This window comes from Pseudomonas sp. SJZ080, assembly GCF_007828295.1.
GTDB classification, from domain to species: domain Bacteria; phylum Pseudomonadota; class Gammaproteobacteria; order Pseudomonadales; family Pseudomonadaceae; genus Aquipseudomonas; species Aquipseudomonas migulae_A.
Map to the genome: position 1 here is coordinate 54,429 of NZ_VIUK01000006.1, position 18,637 is coordinate 73,065.

Consider the following 18,637-nt stretch of genomic DNA (forward strand, 5'->3'; position numbering starts at 1 on the left):
TGCTGCGATTCAGAGGCCTGTCAGCATCGCATCCGCCGGCGCATCGGCGCGCAATTGCGCCGTCAGCATGAAGTACACGAAACCCGCCGCCATGAAACCGAGGAAGATCAACCCGATCAATGTGTTGAACCAGGCCATCGCCACCAGGCACACCACCGCCAGTACCAATGCAATGAACGGCACCAGCGGGTAGCACGGCGCGCGGAATGTGCGTTCCAGGTTCGGTTCGGTTTTACGCAGTTTGAACAGGCTGAGCATGCTCATGATGTACATCACGATTGCGCCGAACACCGCCATGGTGATCATTGCCGCCGTCAGCGTCATGCCGCCCAGGTTGATCAAACCGTCGCTGTAGATTGCCGCGATGCCAATCACGCCACCGGCGATGATCGCCCGGTGTGGCGTCTGGAAACGCGAGAGTTTGGCCAGCGATGCCGGCAGATATCCGGCACGGGCGAGGGCGAAGAACTGCCGCGAGTAGCCGAGGATGATCCCGTGGAAACTCGCCACCAGGCCGAACAGGCCGATCCATACCAGCATGTGCAACCAGCCGGAGCTTTCGCCGACCACGGTTTTCATTGCTTGTGGCAGTGGGTCGTTGATGTTCGACAGGGTGCGCCAGTCGCCGACGCCGCCCGCAAAGAACATCACGCCCATGGCCAATAGCACCAAGGTCAGAATGCCGCTGATGTACGCCTTCGGAATCGTGCGTTTCGGGTCCTTGGCTTCTTCGGCGGCCATGGCTGCACCTTCGATGGCCAGGAAGAACCAGATCGCGAATGGAATCGCCGCAAACATCCCGGCAATCGCCGGTGCGCCAAACACATCGGAACCGGCCCAGCCATTGAGCGCAAAGTTGCTGAAGCTGAACGCCGGCGCCACCACGCCCATGAACACCAGCAACTCGGCGACTGCCAGGACGCAGACCACCAGCTCGAATGTCGCCGCCAGTTTCACGCCGAGGATGTTCAGGCCCATGAACACAATGTAGGCGCCGACCGCCGCGTGCTTCGGATCGAGTGCCGGGAACTGCACGTTCAGGTACGCGCCGATGGCCAGCGCAATGGCCGGTGGGGCGAAGACGAATTCGATCAGCGTCGCCAATCCGGCGATCAATCCGCCTTTCTCGCCAAAGGCGCGGCGGCTGTAGGCAAAGGGGCCACCTGCGTGGGGAATGGCGGTGGTCAGCTCGGTGAAACTGAAGATGAAGCAGGTGTACATGGTGGCGACCATGAAGGAGGTCACCAGAAATCCAAGTGTCCCGGCCACGCCCCAGCCGTAACTCCAGCCGAAATACTCACCGGAAATTACCAGTCCGACCGCAATGCCCCACAGGTGCAGCGTGCCCAGAGTGGGTTTGAGTTGTGTGTTCATCGTTTGCTCCCTGAACGGTTTGTAAAGCTCGGGGGAGGGCGTGTGCAGTGGGCGTGCCAGTGTTGTGGTGGCAGTCGTAAAGCGTAAAAAGGTGTCGTATCGGGGATGTTTGCCACCGAATTACCGTTTTTTGTGCGCCAGTTGAGGGCGTTGTCGTCTGTTCTGCCGCCATCGCGAGCAAGCCCGCTCCCACATTTGATTGGCGTCGAACACCCAATCTATGTTCGCTGGAAACCAAATGTGGGAGCGGGTTTGCTCGCGAAGAGGCCCGAATAAATGCCGCAAACTCGGCTGTAACGAAGGCATAAACCCACTCTTTACGCTTTCTTTATGCACAGCCAACACCCTCGGTCTCGTTCCTTTACAGCCTTCCTTCCGACAATGACTCCACACGCGGCAATACGCCGTAACACGGAGAACTTCCATGAGCGTTCTGGACGGGGTGTCACTGCTGTTGGCAGTGGGGCTGTTCATTTATCTGTTGGTTGCGCTGTTGCGCGCGGATCGGAACTAGGAGCGGCTATGCACAGTTATGACTATTGGCTGATCCTGGCCTTCTTCGCCGTGGTGCTGATCCCGGCACCGTTTCTCGGGCGGTTCTACTACAAGGTCATGGAGGGGCAGCGCACCTGGCTGACACCGATCATAGGGCCGGTGGAGCGGGGCTGTTATCGGGTGGCCGGTGTTGATCCGCAGGCCGAACAGAGCTGGCAGAAATACACCCTGGCCTTGCTCGCCTTCAACCTTGCGGGCTTCTTGCTGTTGTTCGCGATTCTGTTGTTCCAGGACCACCTGCCGCTGAACCCGCAAAACCTGCCGGGCCAGGAGTGGACACAGGCGTTCAATACCGCCGTCAGCTTCATGACCAACACCAACTGGCAGTCCTACAGTGGCGAAGCGACCCTGAGCTACCTGAGCCAGATGGTCGGCCTTACCGTGCAGAACTTCGTCAGCGCCGCCACCGGTCTGGCCGTGTTGGTTGCGTTGTGTCGCGGCATCGGTCGCAAGTCGACCAAAACCCTGGGCAATTTCTGGGTCGACATGACCCGCGCCACCCTTTATGGCCTGCTGCCGCTGTGCCTGCTGCTGGCGCTGTATCTGGTCTGGCAGGGCGTGCCGCAAACCTTCGCGCAGTACGTGAATGCCGTGACGATGCAAGGCGTCGATCAGGTGATCCCGCTCGGCCCGGCCGCCAGCCAGATTGCGATCAAGCAATTGGGTACCAACGGTGGTGGCTTCTTCGGCGTCAACTCGGCGCATCCGTTCGAGAACCCGACGGCGTGGAGCAACCTGTTCGAGGTGGCCTCAATCATCCTGATCCCGGTTGCCCTGGTGTTCACCTTCGGCCACTACGTGAAAGACCTGCGTCAGAGTCGCGCAATCATCGCCTGCATGCTGGCGCTGTTCCTGATTGGCGGCGCGACTTCGCTGTGGGCCGAGTACCAACCGAATCCGACCCTGAACAACGTCGCCGTCGAACAGACCGCGCCGCTTGAAGGCAAGGAAGCGCGCTTCGGTACCACCGCCACGGTGCTGTGGTCGGTGACCACGACGGCAGCATCCAACGGTTCGGTCAACGGCATGCATGACAGCCTCAACCCGCTCAGCGGGATGGTGGCGATGGTCAACATGATGGTCGGCGAAGTGATCTTCGGCGGCGTCGGTGCGGGCCTCTACGGCATGTTGCTCAACGTGTTGATCGCGGTGTTCCTCGCCGGCCTGATGATCGGCCGTACCCCGGAATATCTCGGCAAGAAACTGCAGGCCAGGGAAGTGCAACTGCTGGTAGTGACCCTGCTGGTGATGCCGGTCGGCGTGCTGGTGCTTGGCGCGATTGCCGCGAGCCTGCCCGGTCCGGTGGCCTCGGTGAGTAACCCGGGTGCTCACGGTTTCAGTCAGTTGCTTTACGCCTACACCTCAGCCAGTGCCAACAACGGTTCGGCGTTCGGCGGCTTCGGTGCCAACACCGCGTTCCACAACCTGATGCTCGGCCTGGGGATGTTGATCGGTCGCTTCGGCTACATCCTTCCGGTACTGGCCCTGGCCGGCAGCCTGGCCATGAAGAAAACCGCGCCGATTGGCCAGAACAGCTTCCCGACTCATGGCCCGTTGTTTGTGACGTTGCTGACCGTGACCATTTTGCTGGTGGGCGGCCTGACCTTTCTGCCGACCCTGGCGCTGGGCCCAATCGCTGAACATCTGAGCATGGGCTTCTAAGGAGTCAATGATGAATATGCCCGTAACTAAAACCGCCACCGTGAAGGCGCCGGAACAACCGAAAACTGCGATCTCGGCCCTGTGGCGCCCGGCGCTGGTGCAAGCCTTCGTCAAGCTCGACCCACGGCAATTGCAGCGTGCGCCGGTGATGCTGGTGGTCGAACTGACTGCGGTTTTGACCACTGTGTTGTGCTTCATTCCTGACAGCGCCGTGCCGACCTTCGTCGCCGCGCAAATCGCGCTGTGGCTGTGGTTCACCGTGCTCTTCGCCAACTTCGCCGAAGCCTTGGCCGAAGGCCGCGGCAAGGCTCGCGCCGACAGCCTCAAGGCCGGCAGCGAAGGCTTGAGCGCTCGTCGCAAAACCAGCAACGGCGCCTTTCAAGTGGTGCCGGCCACGACGCTGCGCAAGGGCGATGTGGTGCGTGTCGAAGCCGGGGAAATGATCCCCGGTGACGGCGAGGTGATCGAAGGCATCGCGGCGGTCAACGAGGCCGCGATTACCGGTGAATCCGCGCCGGTGATCCGCGAATCCGGCGGCGACCGTTCGGCCGTCACCGGCAACACTCGCCTGGTGTCGGACTGGCTGCTGGTGCGCATCACCGCCAACCCCGGTGAGTCGACCCTGGACCGCATGATCGCGTTGGTCGAAGGCGCCAAACGCCAGAAAACCCCGAACGAAGTGGCGCTCGACATCCTGCTGATCGGCCTGACCCTGATCTTCCTGTTGGTGGTCGTCACCCTGCAACCGTTCGCCCACTTCGCCAACGGCAGCCTGCCGCTGGTGTTCCTGGTGGCGTTATTGGTCACGCTGATTCCGACCACCATCGGCGGTTTGCTCTCGGCCATCGGTATTGCCGGTATGGACCGTCTGGTGCGCCTGAACGTGATCGCCAAATCCGGTCGCGCCGTGGAAGCCGCAGGCGACGTGCATGTCCTGCTGCTGGACAAGACCGGCACCATCACCTTCGGTAACCGTCGTTGCACCGCGGTGTATGCCGCACCGGGAGTGAACGCCAGAGAGCTGGCCGAGGGCGCGCTTTTCGCTTCGCTGGCCGATGACACGGCGGAAGGTAAATCCATCGTCGAGTATCTGCGGGGCCTGCATCCGCAGCCTGAGCCGAGCACCGAGCTGTTGACCGCCGTACCGTTCAGTGCTGAAACCCGCCTGTCCGGCGTTGACTATCAGGGCCGCGTGTATCGCAAGGGCGCAGTGGATTCGTTGCTGGCGTTCGTCGGCCTGAAACGCGCCGATCTCGCACCGGCACTGTCCCGTGAAATCGACAAGATTGCCCAGAGCGGCGGCACGCCGTTGCTGGTCTGCGTCGACGGTAAATTGCTCGGTGCGATCCACCTCAAGGACGTGGTCAAACCCGGCATCCGCGAACGTTTTGCCGAGCTGCGCAAATTGGGGATTCGCACGGTCATGGTGACCGGCGACAACCCGCTGACCGCAGCCGCCATTGCGGCAGAAGCGGGCGTCGACGATGTGCTGGCCGAAGCCACACCGGAGAAAAAACTCGCGCGTATTCGTCACGAGCAGAACGATGGCCGCCTGGTCGCGATGTGCGGCGACGGTGCCAACGACGCCCCGGCCCTGGCTCAGGCAGACGTCGGCATGGCAATGAACGATGGTACGCAAGCCGCGCGCGAGGCGGCGAACATGGTCGACCTCGACAGCGATCCGACCAAGTTGCTGGACGTGGTGCAGATCGGCAAGGAATTGCTGGTGACCCGCGGTGCGCTGACGACCTTTTCCATCGCTAACGACGTGGCCAAATACTTCGCCATCCTGCCGGCGCTGTTCGCCTCGATCTACCCGCAATTGGGTGTGCTCAACGTGATGCATTTGAGCAGTCCGCAGAGTGCGATTCTCTCGGCGATCGTGTTCAACGCCTTGATCATTGTGGTGCTGATTCCACTGGCCTTGCGCGGCGTGCGGGTGCAGGCGGCGAGTGCGGCGGCGTTGCTGCGTCGCAATCTGCTGATCTATGGATTGGGCGGGATTCTGGTGCCGTTCGTGGGCATCAAGGCGATCGACATGCTGTTGACGGCGCTGCATCTGGTTTAAGCGAACACCTGTCCACTAATGTAGGAGCGAGCTTGCTCGCGATGATGGTTAACGATAACGCGCCCATTCTGTCTAAACGCGGCGCTTTCAATTTCATCGCGAGCACGCTCGCTCCTACAGTTCTTCACTGAATTCGAGGATTTTGAAATGTCCACAATGATACGTCCGGCCCTGAGCCTGCTGGTCTTGATGACCCTGATCACCGGCGTCGCTTACCCCTTGGTGGTGACCGGTGTCGCCCAGGTTGCATTCCCTGATCAAGCCAACGGCAGCCTCGTACACGACGCCGATGGCAAGGTCCGCGGCTCTTCCCTGATTGCCCAGGATTTCACCGGTGATGCCTGGTTCCATCCACGGCCATCCGCGGGTGCTTTCGCCACGGTGTCGAGCAGCGCCAGTAACCTCTCGCCAAGTAACCCGGCCCTGGCCACTCGGGTAATCGACGACGCCAACAAACAGCGGGTGCCAGGGCAAGGGCCGGTGCCGTTGGCGCTGGTGACCACTTCTGGCAGCGGCCTCGATCCACACTTGCCTCCGGCAGCGATTGCCTATCAACTGGCACGAGTGGCAGCGGCGCGGAATCTGCCGGTGGCGACGCTTCAGAATCTGTTGGATACGCACATCGAGCAGCCGCTGGTGGGACCGCCGGTGGTGAATGTGTTGGCGCTGAATATGGCGCTGGAAAAACTGTAGATCAAAAGATCGCAGGCTTCGCCAGTTCCTACAGGGTGTACGCCAACCAATGTAGGAGCTGCCGAAGGCTGCGATCCTTTAAGGCAACACCCCAATTTAAAGTCGAACAAGGCAATGACAGATGAGTGACTCCGGCCGCGCCGACGCGCTGTTAGCAGACCTGCCCCGCGATGGCCGTGGCCGGCTCAAGGTATTCCTCGGTGCCGCGCCGGGTGTCGGCAAGACCTACGCCATGCTGCAAGCCGCCCATACCCAACTTCGTCAAGGCGTGAAACTCATCGCTGGCGTCGTCGAAACCCATGGTCGCGCCGAGACCGAGGCGCTGCTCGGCGGTTTACCGCAGCAACCCCTGGTGCGCTCGGAATACCGCGGCGTGACCCTCGAGGAAATGGACCTCGACGGCTTGCTCGCCGCCAAACCGAAACTGGTGCTGGTGGACGAACTGGCCCACAGCAATGCACCGGGCAGCCGTCACGCCAAACGCTGGCAAGACATCCAGGAACTGCTGGCCGCCGGCATTGACGTGTACACCACGGTCAACGTCCAGCACCTGGAGAGCCTCAATGATCAGGTGCGCGGTATCACCGGGGTGCAGGTCCGCGAAACCCTGCCGGACTGGGTACTGCAAGAAGCCTACGAATTGCTGTTGATCGACTTGCCCCCACGCGAGCTGCTTGAGCGTCTGCGTGACGGCAAGGTCTATGTGCCGGAGCAGGCGCGGGCGGCCATCGATGCGTACTTTTCCCAGACAAACCTCACCGCCCTGCGTGAGCTGGCGATGCAAACTGCAGCGGCTCAGGTCGATAACGACCTGGCCCAGGGGTATCGCCAACTTGGCCAGGCAGCACCGGCGGTGCGCGGTCGTTTGCTGGTCGGCGTCGATGGCGATAGCCAGGCCGAGCGTCTGGTGCGTCACGCCAGCCGTGTTGCTCAGCGCCGGCATCTGCCGTGGAGTCTGGTGCATGTCGACAACGGCAGCGTGCGTGATGAGCAATCACGCCAGCGTCTGCAAAGTGCCCAGCAACTGGCCGAACGCCTCGGCGGTGAAGTGGTGTTGCTGCGGGCCGGTGAGGTGGCGAAAACGCTGATTCAGCACGCCACCGAACGACGCGCCAGCCTGGTATTGGTTGGTCGGTCCCGGCAGCGATTGCGCCGTCGGTTGTTCGGTGGCGGCTTGGCGGCGCGTCTGTTGCGCCATGCGCGCGGGCTGGAAATCAACGTCATCGACAGCGATCACGAACAGGACCCGCCACGACAACGCCCGGTACAGTCGCTGGTGTGGTTCGACTATGCGCTGGCGCTGGTCGCGACCGTGCTCGCCAGTGCCCTGGCCTGGGCGGTGGCGAGTGTCTTGCCGCTGCCGAACATCTCGCTGGTGTTCCTCGCCGCCGTGTTGCTGGTGGCGGTGCGCAGCAGCCTCGGCCCGGCGCTGGCCTGTGCCGCGCTGTCCTTCCTGACTTACGACTTCCTGTTCATTCCACCGACTTTTTCCTTCAGCATCCAGCGCGAAGAAGACGTGCTGACCTTGCTGTTCTTCCTGCTGATGGCGGCACTTACCGGCAACCTCGCGGCGCGCCAGCGGCGGCAATTGCAGGCCTTGCGCGACACTCAGGAGGAAACCACCGAACTGCTCGACCTGTCGCGCAAACTGACGGCTGCCACTGACCGTCAGGCCGTGGTCAATGCCGCTGCTCATCACCTCGAAGGCTGGAGTGATCTGCAATTGTGCCTGCTCAATCGCGATGGCCAGAGCGGCTGGAAAGTCGAAGCCGGTGGCCCGCTGGAGTTTTCCGAAGCCGAACGCGCTGCCGCCGACTGGGCCTGGCAACACGATCAACCGGCGGGCGCGGGCACCGGCACGCTGCCGTTCGGGCGTTGGTGGTGGTGGCCGCTGTCCGTGGAAGACGGGCCGCTGGCGCTGCTCGGCGTCTGTGCCAGGGAGGGGCAGACCTTGAGTGGCCAGCGTCGGCGTCTGCTGACCGCGCTGAGTCAGCCGCTGGCCCAGGCCCTGGCTCGTGCGCAACTGGCCGAAGACCTGGAAGCGGCGCGGCTGCACGGGGAAACCGAGCAACTGCGCAGTGCCTTGCTGGCGTCGGTGTCCCACGATTTGCGCACGCCGCTGACGTCCATGCGCGGCAGCATTGACAGCCTGTTGGCACTGGGCGAGGCGATCCCGCTGGAGGACCGCCGCGAATTGCTCGAAGGTACACGCGATGAGGCCGAGCGCCTTGATCGCTACATTCAAAACCTGCTGGACATGACCCGCCTCGGTCACGGCGCACTGAAGCTGGCGCGGGACTGGGTGTCGCCGGCCGACATCGTGGGCAGTTCGCTCAATCGCCTGCGCGCAGTGCTGGCGCCGTTGCAGGTCAGCACTGATGTGCCACCGGAGTTGCCGTTGCTCTACGTTCACGCCGCGCTGATCGAACAGGCGCTGGTCAACGTGCTGGAAAACGCAGCGCGGTTTTCACCGGTTCATGGGCGTTTGCAATTGCGCGCCGGAGTAGATGAAAACGAGCTGTTCTTCTCGGTGAGCGATGAAGGACCGGGGATTCCCGAAGAGGAACGGGCGAAGATTTTCGACATGTTCTACACCGCCGCGCGCGGTGATCGTGGCGGGCAGGGTACGGGGCTGGGGCTGGCGATCTGTCAGGGCATGGTCGGGGCACATGGCGGGCGAATCAGCGTCGGCGACGGTATCGAAGGGCGTGGCACTTGCATCACCCTTCACTTGCCATTGCAGGAGCAGCCTGCGTTTGAAAGTGAGCGCTGACTGTGAAGCCTGATACCCTTTGGATTTCTCTATGCCACGATCAGAAACCATGAGCCAGACTGCGACCATTTTGGTCATTGACGACGAACCGCAGATCCGTAAGTTCCTGCGCATCAGCCTCGTTTCCCAAGGTTATAAAGTGCTTGAGGCCGGCACCGGCACGGAAGGTCTGGCACAGGCTGCGTTGAACAAACCGGACCTGCTGGTGCTCGACCTCGGTCTGCCGGACATGGACGGCCAGCAAGTGCTGCGCGAGTTTCGTGAATGGTCGACGGTGCCGGTGCTGGTCCTGTCGGTGCGTGCCGGCGAAGGGCAAAAAGTCGAAGCGCTGGATGGCGGTGCGAACGACTACGTGACCAAGCCGTTCGGCATTCAGGAATTTCTGGCGCGGGTGCGTGCCTTGTTGCGTCAGGCGCCGGTGGGCGAGGCGCAGCAAGCGGCGTTGGCGTTCGGTCCGTTGACGGTGGACCTGGCTTATCGCCGGGTGTTGCTCGACGGTGTCGAAGTGGCGTTGACCCGCAAGGAATACGCGGTGCTGGCGCAACTGGCGCGGCATCCGGGGCGGGTGATCACCCAGCAGCAATTGCTCAAGGATATCTGGGGGCCGACCCATACCGAGGACAGTCATTACTTGCGGATTGTGGTCGGGCATTTGCGGCAGAAACTGGTGGATGATCCGACGCAGCCGCGGTTTATCGTGACCGAGGCGGGGGTTGGGTATCGGCTTTTGAGTGAGGGTGGGCTTTAGGTGTTGCGTTGCCTGATCCGGCCCCATCGCGAGCAAGCCCGCTCCCACACTTGACCGAGTTCTCCAGTTAGACACGGTCAAGTGTGGGAGCGGGCTTGCTCGCGAAGGGGCCCTCAAATTCACCCGAGACCTTCAGGAGTCCCGCTCATTCTCATACCGATCCAGTGTATCCCGCGCAATCTCCCGCCCCAGTGCGATCAACTCCGGCGCCTTGTAAAACTCGAAAAACCGGCACACCCGCTTCGGCACGTTGATCAGGATATCCGGCGGATAACCGGCAATCTTGTACTGTGCCAACGACGTCTGCATCACCTCGAAACTCTGGTTGATCAAATCCAGCAAGGACGCCGGCCCCACGTTGTCGATGATGAATGAGCCGGTGGCGGACTTCGGCGCGCCATCGCGTTCCGGGGCAGCCGCCGGTTGCTGGGCTTCCGGTTCGGCGGATTCGATCCACGGGTTGATCTCGGCCGCCTCTGCGATCAATGCCTCCTTTTCCAGCAGCAGCAACTTTTCCGCTTGCTTGCGCCGGAACGGCAACTTCGAGCCTACCGAGCTCATCAGGCTGTCGAACCGGGTCTTGAACGCGGCGGGGCGCTGGATCACCGGCAGTTGATAGTGGCGCTGGTTGGTTGAGTTGAGGTTGACCGCGATGATCAGGTCGCAATGGCTCGACACCACCGGCACGATCGGCAAAGGGTTGAGGATACCGCCGTCCACCAGCATGCGATTACCCTGCATCACCGGCGTGAACAGGCTCGGGATGGCCGCCGAGGCGCGCATCGCCTGGTGCAGGCAACCTTCCTGAAACCAGATTTCCTGCTGGTTGGTCAGGTCGGTAGCCACCGCCGTGTAGGGGATGCGCAGGTCTTCGATATTGATCTCGCCGACGATCTTGCGGATCTGCCCGAAGACCTTTTCCCCGCGAATCGCGCCCAGTCGAAAGCTGACATCCACCAGACGCAACACGTCGAGGTAATCCAGGCTCTCGATCCAGTTGCGGTATTCATCCAGTTTGCCGGCGGCATAAATCCCGCCGACCACGGCGCCCATCGAACAACCGGCGATGCAGGCGATGTCGTATCCACGCCGCTCGATCTCTTCAATGACACCGATATGGGCATAGCCTCGGGCTCCACCGGAACCCAGCACCAGTGCGACACGTTTTTTCATGAATCGCCCTCGTCTGACAAGGTTCAACAATGCACCCAACGAGGGGCGTGCTTCAATCGCTAAGGTCGCTTGGCAGGGTAAACGCGTCGTTTTTTCGACACTCTATGGCGGCAGACGGTTATTCTCGCGAGCGCTATAGTTTCCGCAGCGGGGCCAAGGCACTTTTCACGCGCCAGACCGTCTTACCTGCACGACTGTTTACCTATTTTTGAGGTGTGAGTAATGAAAGCCTGGATCTGTGTGCCTTTGATAGCGCTTGCACTCGCCGGTTGTGCCGGTAAAACCGCTTACCGTGACAGCTGCGGCAGCGGGATCGATGCCGCGTGGCGGGAGCTGGACCTGGCCAAGGCCGAAGGTTTTGCCGGCACCGTCAGTTACTCCAAGGCCCTGTCGTTGCTGACCGGTGCCAAGACCCAGCAGCAATTCGAAGCGTTCGAAGGCTGTACCAGGAAAGCCGAGAAGGCACGTTTCTATATTCGTGAATCACGCGCCGGCCGTTAAGGCATGATGTAGGCATCAGAAATTCAATTCAGGGAGCAAACGATGTCTGCCTTGGTTGATCGGTTGGTGGCCCATGTTCTGGGCCTGGAAGTCCGTTTGCTGGCCTGTCAGGCACGTTTGAATGCCCGCACCGACCCGGAAGCGTTGCACGATCTGCGCACCACGGTTCGCCGTTTGCGCAGTCTGCTGCGGCCGTTGCGCGGCTTGCCCGGGGTCGAGCAACTGGAAGTGGCGGCGTCCCGGGTCGGAGACCTGACCACGCCGTTGCGCGACCGCGAAGTGCTGGCGGCGTACTTGCTCGAGCACGATCAACCCGAGGCCGCGCAGCGCCGCATGGCGCAAATGGCCGAGGCCTATCCGGCGGTTGCGGCGAGCACTGAGCTGGCGCAGCTGCTGATGATTTTCGATGCCTTCCCGCGTTTTCTGCGGGCGTCCCAACGTCAGGGGTTGCTCAAGGGTTTACGCAAACGCATCGAGAAGCGTCTGGGCAAACAGTGGAAAAAACTCGATGAAGCCTTGCACGATCCTGCTCATGATCGCCATCGACTTCGCTTGCTGATTAAGCGTGTGCGTTATGGCATCGAGGCCTACCCCGAACTGGACCGTTTACCGAAACCGGCCTTGCCGAAGCTCAAATCGGCCCAGGCTGCCTTGGGTGACTGGCACGATTGCTGGCAATGGCTGGCCCGCGCCGAACAGGAAGCGGATCTGCAACCTTGTATTGCCGTGTGGAAAACCACCATGGCCAAGGCTGAAGGCCGAGCCGACCGTGTTCTCGACAAACTCAGTGCTTCCTGCTTCAAGTCCTGAGAAACAACACTAATCCAAATGTAGGTCTCGTCACCACTCGGGTGGACAACACATAACCCTGTGGGAGCGGGCAAGCCCGCTCCCACAGGGTTATGTGTTGTCCGAGGAATCATGCTCAAGCCAAACGCGGCCTATCTGTCAGCCTCTTTGGCCAGAATAAGCGCTGTGCCATCCTCTCTGGCTGGTTAACATCCCTTCATCCCATTTCTGCCCCTGAGGTTTTCATGCGCTTTTCCGATCTGCTCGACGCCGTCCGCAGCCAGCCGCTGGAGCTGTCTATTCCGGCCGAATGGGCACAGGGACGTGCCAGCTTCGGCGGCCTGGTCGCGGCTTTGCAATACGAAGCCATGCGCGCACGGGTGCCGGCGGATCGCCCCGTGCGCTCGTTGGCGATCACCTTTGTCGGGCCCGTAGAACCCGAAGTGCCGGTCAGTTTTGAAGTCGATGTCCTGCGCGAAGGCAAGGCGGTCAGCCAGGTGTTGGGCCGGGCGATGCAGAAGGGACAGGTGGTGACGTTGATTCAGGGCAGCTTCGGCGCTTCGCGACCGTCCGAAGTGGCGGTAACCGCCACGCCGGCCCCCGAAATGAAGCACTGGGACGATTGCCAGGAACTGCCGTATGTCAAAGGCATGACCCCGGAATTCATGCGCCACCTGGCGATGCGCTGGAGTGTCGGTGGCCTGCCGTTCAGCGGTAATAAATCCCGCGAGATGGGCGGCTGGGTGCGCTTGCGGGGGGATGTGAAGGAAGAGGTGGTCACTGAGTCGCATATTCTCGCGCTGGTCGACGCCTGGCCACCGGCGCTGTTGCCGCACCTGAAGAAGGTCGCGATGGGCAGCACGCTGACCTGGACCATCGAATTCGTCCAGCCGTTGCTCGAACTGAGCACCCTGGACTGGTGCAAATACCTCGTTGAAATCGAACATGCCGCTGACGGCTACGGTCATGCGGCCGCGAAACTGTGGAGCGCTGAGGGTCAGTTAATCGCCATGAGCCGGCAGACCGTGACGATTTTTGCCTGATCAGTGACGACGGTGGCGCTCACGCCAGGCGCGCCACCAGCCGCCACTGAGGAAAAAGCGCGGAAAGGTCAGAAACTGCTCGACCAGCAAGCGCGACACCGCATCTTTGCGATCACTGAACGGCTCGGAGGCTTGCGCCTCCAGGCTGTGGCCGTGACGTTGCAGACCCAAGGCTGCGAGCAGGCCGATGATGCCGATCGCGAAGTTCGCAAAACTCAGGCTGAACACCCCGCACACCAGCAGCAGAAAGGCCACGATGAACAGCGGCACGGCAATCAGGTGCAGCACCAGATTCGCCGGGTGCTGGTGGTTGTCCGGGTACGCGCGCCATTGCCAGGCGGGAAGGTTGGGGTGACGTTTGCCCATGATGCTGATCCTCGATCCATGTTGAACACATGATTGAAGAATAGGCGCGGCATGGGCGGGCGGCGAATCAAGGATGGCTATCGGAGTGATAGGTGTCATGGCCGAAATTGATGTGGGCCACACAGACGCCTTCGCGGGCAAGTCGGATCGCCACCCGCGAAGAGGGCTTTAGAGTTTCAATTGCCCTATGGCCTTGCTCAACTCCCCAGCCAACGCCGCCAACTCATTACTGGTCGTCGCCGAATCCACCGTCTGCTGCACGGTGTTTTCGGTCACATCGCGAATGCTCACCACCGCTCGGTTCATCTCTTCCGCCACCTGGCTCTGCTGCTCGGCCGCCACTGCGATCTGCGTGTTGCTTTCACGCATCTGCGCCACGGCGCTGGTGATTTCCACCAATGCGGCCCCGGCCTCTTGAGCCTGTTGCACGCAATCGTCGGCCTTGAACGAGCTTTCCTGCATGAAATCCACCGCGTCCCGGGTTCCGGCTTGTAACGCCGAGACCATCAGGGTGATTTCGTCGGTCGAGGTCTGCACACGTTTGGCCAGGTTGCGCACTTCATCGGCGACCACCGCAAAGCCACGGCCCATTTCCCCGGCGCGGGCCGCTTCAATCGCGGCGTTCAGCGCCAGCAGGTTGGTTTGCTCGGCGATGCTGTGAATCACATTGACCACGCCGTTTATTTTCTGACTGTCCTCGGCCAGACGCTGAATCATCTCGGCCGTCTGCTGCACACCAGTGGATAACCCGGCAATCGACTTCTGCACGCGACTGACCACTTCCTGACCGCTGCCGGCCAGGGTGTCGGCGGATTGCGAGAGGTCGCGGGTGGCGCCGGCGTGCTGGGCGATGTGGTAGACGGTGGCGGTCATTTCGTTGATCGCCGTGGCGGCCTGGTCGGTTTCGCTTTGCTGGCCCAGCATGCCGTGACGCACCTCGTTCATGCTCGCTGCCAGGCGCGCCGCGCCGACATCCAGTTGCCGGGCGGTGCTGGCGACGGTGTTGACCACCCGCTGATAGCCGGCCTGCATGGCGTTGAACGCGCCGGCCATCTGCCCGACCTCGTCGCTGCAGGCCAGCGGTACACGGGCTGACAGGTCGCCGGTTTTCTCAACGTGAAGCATCACGTCTTTCAAGGTGTTGAGCTGGCTGAGCAGAAATCGGATCAACAGTTGCGACGCTCCGAGCATCGCCAGCATCAGAATGAACACCGCCACCGCGTAGTTGGCGAAACGCTCGCCAAACACCTGGCTCAGGCTCGGGCCATGAGCGATCACCGCCACCTGCAAGCCATCGGCGCGCGTGAACACTTCCGCGCCCATCAGCGGGTTGTCGCCGAACAGCGGCATCGAGTTGATCTCGACCCAGCCGTTGGCATCCGCCAGTTCCAGCACGGGCTGCTCGTTCAGCAACGGCGCCTGCCCGCGACTGAACGTCAGCAGGTTCTCGGCCTTGGGCAGCGCTTGCCCGGCAGGCCAGGCGTTGAGCAATCGTGCCTGCGCTTGAGCGGACGCTTGTGAGGCGTGGCTGCGGGCCTGCTGCTCAAGCTGTACGGCGTACAGCACCAACAACAGGGTCGTGACGAAGGCGACAGCGTTGACCGCCCAGAATTTGTATTTCAGCGAGATGTTGCTAATCCAGGCACCCATGGAGGTCTTCTCTGATAGCGGAAACAGCATTGGCAAGGTGCCAGCATTGTGCCGCTACCCGAGGCGCCGGATTTTGATATGCGTCAACATTCCCGACTGCGTTCCGCGCAGGAATTGCGGGGCGTAATGCGCTATCCTTCGCGCCTTCAAAATTCCCTCGCTACAGGATTCCGCCCCCATGAAAGCCGCACTCGTCGAACTCATCAGCAAAATCAGCTCCGGGTGCATGAGCGAAGACGAAATCCTCAAAGTCGCTGACGAAGCGGCCCAGGCGTACGCTGATCCAGAGGCGTTTCTGGCGGCCAATCCGGACATCAACTATGACGACACTTTCCCGATTCCGCTCGGCGAGTGGGTCGTCGTCGGCAGCCTGCCGGAAACCGTGCTGTTCCAGGCCGACACCTATATGGACCTGTTCGCGCAGATCGTCGCGTCGTTCGGTCCGGGCGTGGATTTCAACATCAAACCCAAGCAACTGGCCAAGACCGAAGCCCTGACCGCGCTCAATCGCATCCAGGTGCAGATGGGCAGCATGAACAAGGAAAACGGCGGTTACACGCTGATGAACTTCAGCCAGTTGCTGGACGACGAACTGCAAGTGGTGCTGGTCTACGGTAACGACGTCCCGCGTGTGCTCGAGTTGTGCGCCGAGGTCGGCATCGCGGCAGCGCCTTCCCTGGAAGCCCTAAAAGTGGCCATCCACGTTTGATGGAATAAAACGGAACCCGCGCGGGAGCCGGCTATCCTAAGAGTGCACATCACTCTTAGGGAGCGACACCATGGGTTCCACGTTCAACGGCCTGGTTGGCCTGATCATTCTTGCCCTGGATATCTGGGCAATCATCAACGTGCTGAAAAGTGGCGCCGACACCGGGATGAAAATCATCTGGGTCCTGCTGATCCTGCTGCTGCCGGTTCTGGGCCTGATCATCTGGGCCATCGCCGGGCCACGGGGTAATGTGCGAATCTGACCCGAAAACTACACAAAACCTGTAGGAGCTCGCTTGCCAGCGATGCAGACGACGCGGTCTGTCAAATACACCGCGGTGATCCGATCGCTGGCAAGCCAGCTCCTACAGTTATGTGGAGTCAGAAGGTTCGACCTGTCATCTTCCGCGACGTAGAATGCGCGCCTTTCCCGGGCAATCGAGCAGATCGATTGGCCATCATGGGCGGGTAACCGTCCGTTGCCACCCGCATTCATCGGAGCACTTCCCATGAGCAACACCCCTGCCAGCGAGTACCTGGAAACCCTCTACGAAGGCTACGGCCAGCGTTTTCGCATGGAAAAACTGCTGCACGAAGTGCGCACCGAACACCAGCACCTGGTGATTTTCGAGAACCCGCGCATGGGTCGTGTCATGGCGCTGGACGGCGTGATCCAGACGACCGAAGCCGACGAATTCATCTACCACGAAATGCTCACCCACGTGCCGATCCTGGCGCACGGTAGCGCCAAGCGCGTGTTGATCATCGGTGGCGGTGACGGCGGCATGCTGCGTGAAGTGGCCAAACACGGTGGCGTCGAGCACATCACCATGGTCGAGATCGACGGCACCGTGGTCGACATGTGCAAGGAATTCCTGCCGAACCACTCCAAGGGTGCGTTCGATGATCCGCGTCTGAACCTGGTGATCGATGACGGCATGCGCTTCGTCGCCACCACCACCGAAAAGTTCGACGTGATCATCTCCGACTCCACCGACCCGATCGGTCCGGGCGAAGTGCTGTTCTCGGAAAACTTCTACCAGGCCTGCCGTCGCTGCCTGAACGAGGGCGGTATCCTGGTGACCCAGAACGGCACGCCGTTCATGCAGATCGAAGAAGTCAAAACCACCGCCGGGCGCCTGCGCAGCCTGTTCCCGGACTGGCACTTCTATCAGGCGGCCGTGCCGACCTACATCGGCGGCTCGATGACATTTGCCTGGGGCGCGACCAATACCGCTTATCGCAAATTGACTCGCGAAACCCTGCAGCAGCGTTTCGCCGGCAGCGGCATCATCACCCGCTACTACAACCCGGAAATCCACATTGGCGCGTTTGCCTTGCCGCAATACGTACTGCAAGCGATCAATAAGCCAAGCAACGACTAAACTGAAGAAGTACGCATAACCCTTGTAGGAGCTGGCTTGCTAGCGATTGGATCGACGCGGTGTATCAGACAAACCGCAGCGTCTGCATCGCTAGCAAGCCAGCTCCTACAGGGAGCGTGTTTTTCATGCTTGCCTGCGATCCTTTTGAACGATCAGTCCAGCCAAAAGTCCAGATAGTTGTAGACCCATTTGCGGGTTTGTTCGAGGAGGCACTGATGCAAAAGTGGAAGATCACTTTCGTGGATGATCACGGCGAAACAGTCGACGAAATCTTTGAGTGTGATGAGTGCCCGGATAACGAGCACGCCGCGAAACTGCTCAAGGAGCGTCTTTTTCCCGTCGCCGCCGAACTGGATCTGAACGATCTGGAGGGGCGCACTGCTGACGCTACCGTCAAAAACCTCAAGACCCAGAACAGCATACAAATCCTCGGCATTACTCCCGTCTGATACACCCTTTGGCACACTCTTGAAACACCAGGCCTTGGCAGGGGCGCTTACTTGAGGCTACTCTGCAAGCGAGATCAGCGATTGGATCGCTAAGGTCTGGTCTTGTCAGCTACATGCTTGTTTCCCGGCCGCAACGTGGTTGCTGCATTGCTCACACCATTCGGTTGCGGGCGTCGGGAGTACGGAAAGTCTATCCATCGGTTTGAGGAGGACGTTTCATGAGCACAGCCTATCAAGAAGACATCAGCAGCTCGGTACTGCGCCGCATGAAAGAAGGCGGTTTCGACTTTTCACGATTCCATCCGATCGAGTTCTACGCCATTTTCCCGGACGAGGAGCGGGCACGCAGGGCGGCAGGGCATTATTCCGGCGAATCCATGAATGCACAGATCAGCGTACGCGATGACGGCGCATGGGCCTTGGAACTGAGTAAAGTGATGTCCGCCACTTACGACGGCATCGGCGACTTTGAGCAGGACTTCGAGGCGGTGGTCGAGCCTTTGGGCGGCATCATCGAAGGCTGGGGCGTCAAGCAGGAGGTACGAGGGCTACTCGCATAACACTATGAACAGCGACAACATCCACTAACGGCTGACCTTCGGGTCGGCCGTTTTCGTTTGTGCGGAATTCAAGGCCCCCTCGCCAGCAATGGGGCCGTGTGGTTGCCGGTGATGTGTGCCATGCCCCAAAACCTGTAGGA

General features: G+C 61.0%; 18 protein-coding genes. 14 read left to right on the forward strand and 4 right to left on the reverse strand.

What is annotated here, in order from left to right:
- Nucleotides 1–9 precede the first annotated feature (9 nt).
- On the reverse strand, nt 10–1,374 hold the full coding sequence (gene eat / locus FBY04_RS10625) for an ethanolamine permease (protein ID WP_084322389.1): 1,365 nt from the start codon (nt 1,372–1,374) through the stop codon (nt 10–12).
- Between the two features lie 424 nt (nt 1,375–1,798).
- On the opposite strand from eat, the gene kdpF reads away from it, so the two are divergent.
- The 6 genes from kdpF (at nt 1,799) to FBY04_RS10655 (ending at nt 9,873) form a co-directional block, all read left to right on the forward strand.
- Nucleotides 1,799–1,888: a K(+)-transporting ATPase subunit F gene (kdpF, locus tag FBY04_RS10630; protein ID WP_007899818.1), complete on the forward strand. Its 90-nt coding sequence runs from the start codon at nt 1,799–1,801 to the stop codon at nt 1,886–1,888.
- Nucleotides 1,889–1,896: 8 nt separating this feature from the next.
- Nucleotides 1,897–3,591, forward strand: a complete 1,695-nt coding sequence (kdpA, locus tag FBY04_RS10635) for a potassium-transporting ATPase subunit KdpA (protein WP_084318824.1) — start codon at nt 1,897–1,899, stop codon at nt 3,589–3,591.
- 10 nt (nt 3,592–3,601) lie between these two features.
- Complete coding sequence (gene kdpB / locus FBY04_RS10640) at nt 3,602–5,659, forward strand: potassium-transporting ATPase subunit KdpB (protein ID WP_084318822.1); 2,058 nt, start codon at nt 3,602–3,604, stop codon at nt 5,657–5,659.
- A gap of 147 nt (nt 5,660–5,806) precedes the next feature.
- Nucleotides 5,807–6,352, forward strand: a complete 546-nt coding sequence (gene kdpC, locus FBY04_RS10645) for a potassium-transporting ATPase subunit KdpC (protein WP_084318820.1) — start codon at nt 5,807–5,809, stop codon at nt 6,350–6,352.
- Nucleotides 6,353–6,473: 121 nt separating this feature from the next.
- Complete coding sequence (locus FBY04_RS10650) at nt 6,474–9,125, forward strand: sensor histidine kinase KdpD (protein WP_145315188.1); 2,652 nt, start codon at nt 6,474–6,476, stop codon at nt 9,123–9,125.
- Nucleotides 9,126–9,174: 49 nt separating this feature from the next.
- A complete protein-coding gene (locus FBY04_RS10655; RefSeq protein ID WP_145315189.1) occupies nt 9,175–9,873 on the forward strand; it encodes a response regulator in 699 nt (232 codons plus the stop codon).
- A gap of 132 nt (nt 9,874–10,005) precedes the next feature.
- On the opposite strand, the gene FBY04_RS10660 is transcribed toward FBY04_RS10655, so the two are convergent.
- Nucleotides 10,006–11,046: a patatin-like phospholipase family protein gene (locus tag FBY04_RS10660; RefSeq protein WP_084318814.1), complete on the reverse strand. Its 1,041-nt coding sequence runs from the start codon at nt 11,044–11,046 to the stop codon at nt 10,006–10,008.
- 222 nt (nt 11,047–11,268) lie between these two features.
- Between FBY04_RS10660 and FBY04_RS10665 the strand changes: the two genes are divergently transcribed.
- From FBY04_RS10665 to FBY04_RS10675, 3 genes are all read left to right on the forward strand, one after another.
- Complete coding sequence (locus FBY04_RS10665; protein ID WP_084318812.1) at nt 11,269–11,547, forward strand: hypothetical protein; 279 nt, start codon at nt 11,269–11,271, stop codon at nt 11,545–11,547.
- A 42-nt stretch (nt 11,548–11,589) separates the two neighbouring features.
- Nucleotides 11,590–12,357, forward strand: coding sequence for a CHAD domain-containing protein (locus tag FBY04_RS10670; protein WP_084318810.1), 768 nt, complete (start codon nt 11,590–11,592; stop codon nt 12,355–12,357).
- A gap of 224 nt (nt 12,358–12,581) precedes the next feature.
- Nucleotides 12,582–13,379: an acyl-CoA thioesterase II gene (locus tag FBY04_RS10675; protein WP_145315190.1), complete on the forward strand. Its 798-nt coding sequence runs from the start codon at nt 12,582–12,584 to the stop codon at nt 13,377–13,379.
- On the opposite strand, the gene FBY04_RS10680 is transcribed toward FBY04_RS10675, so the two are convergent.
- Together FBY04_RS10680 and FBY04_RS10685 are read right to left on the reverse strand one after the other, a co-directional pair.
- Nucleotides 13,380–13,745: an Mpo1-like protein gene (locus tag FBY04_RS10680; protein ID WP_017337343.1), complete on the reverse strand. Its 366-nt coding sequence runs from the start codon at nt 13,743–13,745 to the stop codon at nt 13,380–13,382.
- A 168-nt stretch (nt 13,746–13,913) separates the two neighbouring features.
- Nucleotides 13,914–15,395, reverse strand: a complete 1,482-nt coding sequence (locus FBY04_RS10685; RefSeq protein ID WP_145315191.1) for a methyl-accepting chemotaxis protein — start codon at nt 15,393–15,395, stop codon at nt 13,914–13,916.
- Nucleotides 15,396–15,573: 178 nt separating this feature from the next.
- On the opposite strand from FBY04_RS10685, the gene FBY04_RS10690 reads away from it, so the two are divergent.
- From FBY04_RS10690 to FBY04_RS10710, 5 genes are all read left to right on the forward strand, one after another.
- Nucleotides 15,574–16,104 carry a hypothetical protein gene (locus FBY04_RS10690; RefSeq protein ID WP_084318805.1) on the forward strand — a complete coding sequence of 177 codons (531 nt, stop codon included), beginning with the start codon at nt 15,574–15,576 and terminating at the stop codon, nt 16,102–16,104.
- A 70-nt stretch (nt 16,105–16,174) separates the two neighbouring features.
- A complete protein-coding gene (locus FBY04_RS10695) occupies nt 16,175–16,366 on the forward strand; it encodes a PLDc N-terminal domain-containing protein (RefSeq protein ID WP_033055745.1) in 192 nt (63 codons plus the stop codon).
- A 246-nt stretch (nt 16,367–16,612) separates the two neighbouring features.
- Entirely contained in the window at nt 16,613–17,488 is an 876-nt protein-coding gene (gene speE / locus FBY04_RS10700) for a polyamine aminopropyltransferase (RefSeq protein ID WP_084318803.1), read from the forward strand.
- A gap of 215 nt (nt 17,489–17,703) precedes the next feature.
- Entirely contained in the window at nt 17,704–17,937 is a 234-nt protein-coding gene (locus tag FBY04_RS10705) for a hypothetical protein (protein WP_084318838.1), read from the forward strand.
- Between the two features lie 218 nt (nt 17,938–18,155).
- Complete coding sequence (locus tag FBY04_RS10710; RefSeq protein ID WP_017337348.1) at nt 18,156–18,497, forward strand: ribonuclease E inhibitor RraB; 342 nt, start codon at nt 18,156–18,158, stop codon at nt 18,495–18,497.
- Nucleotides 18,498–18,637 lie beyond the last annotated feature (140 nt).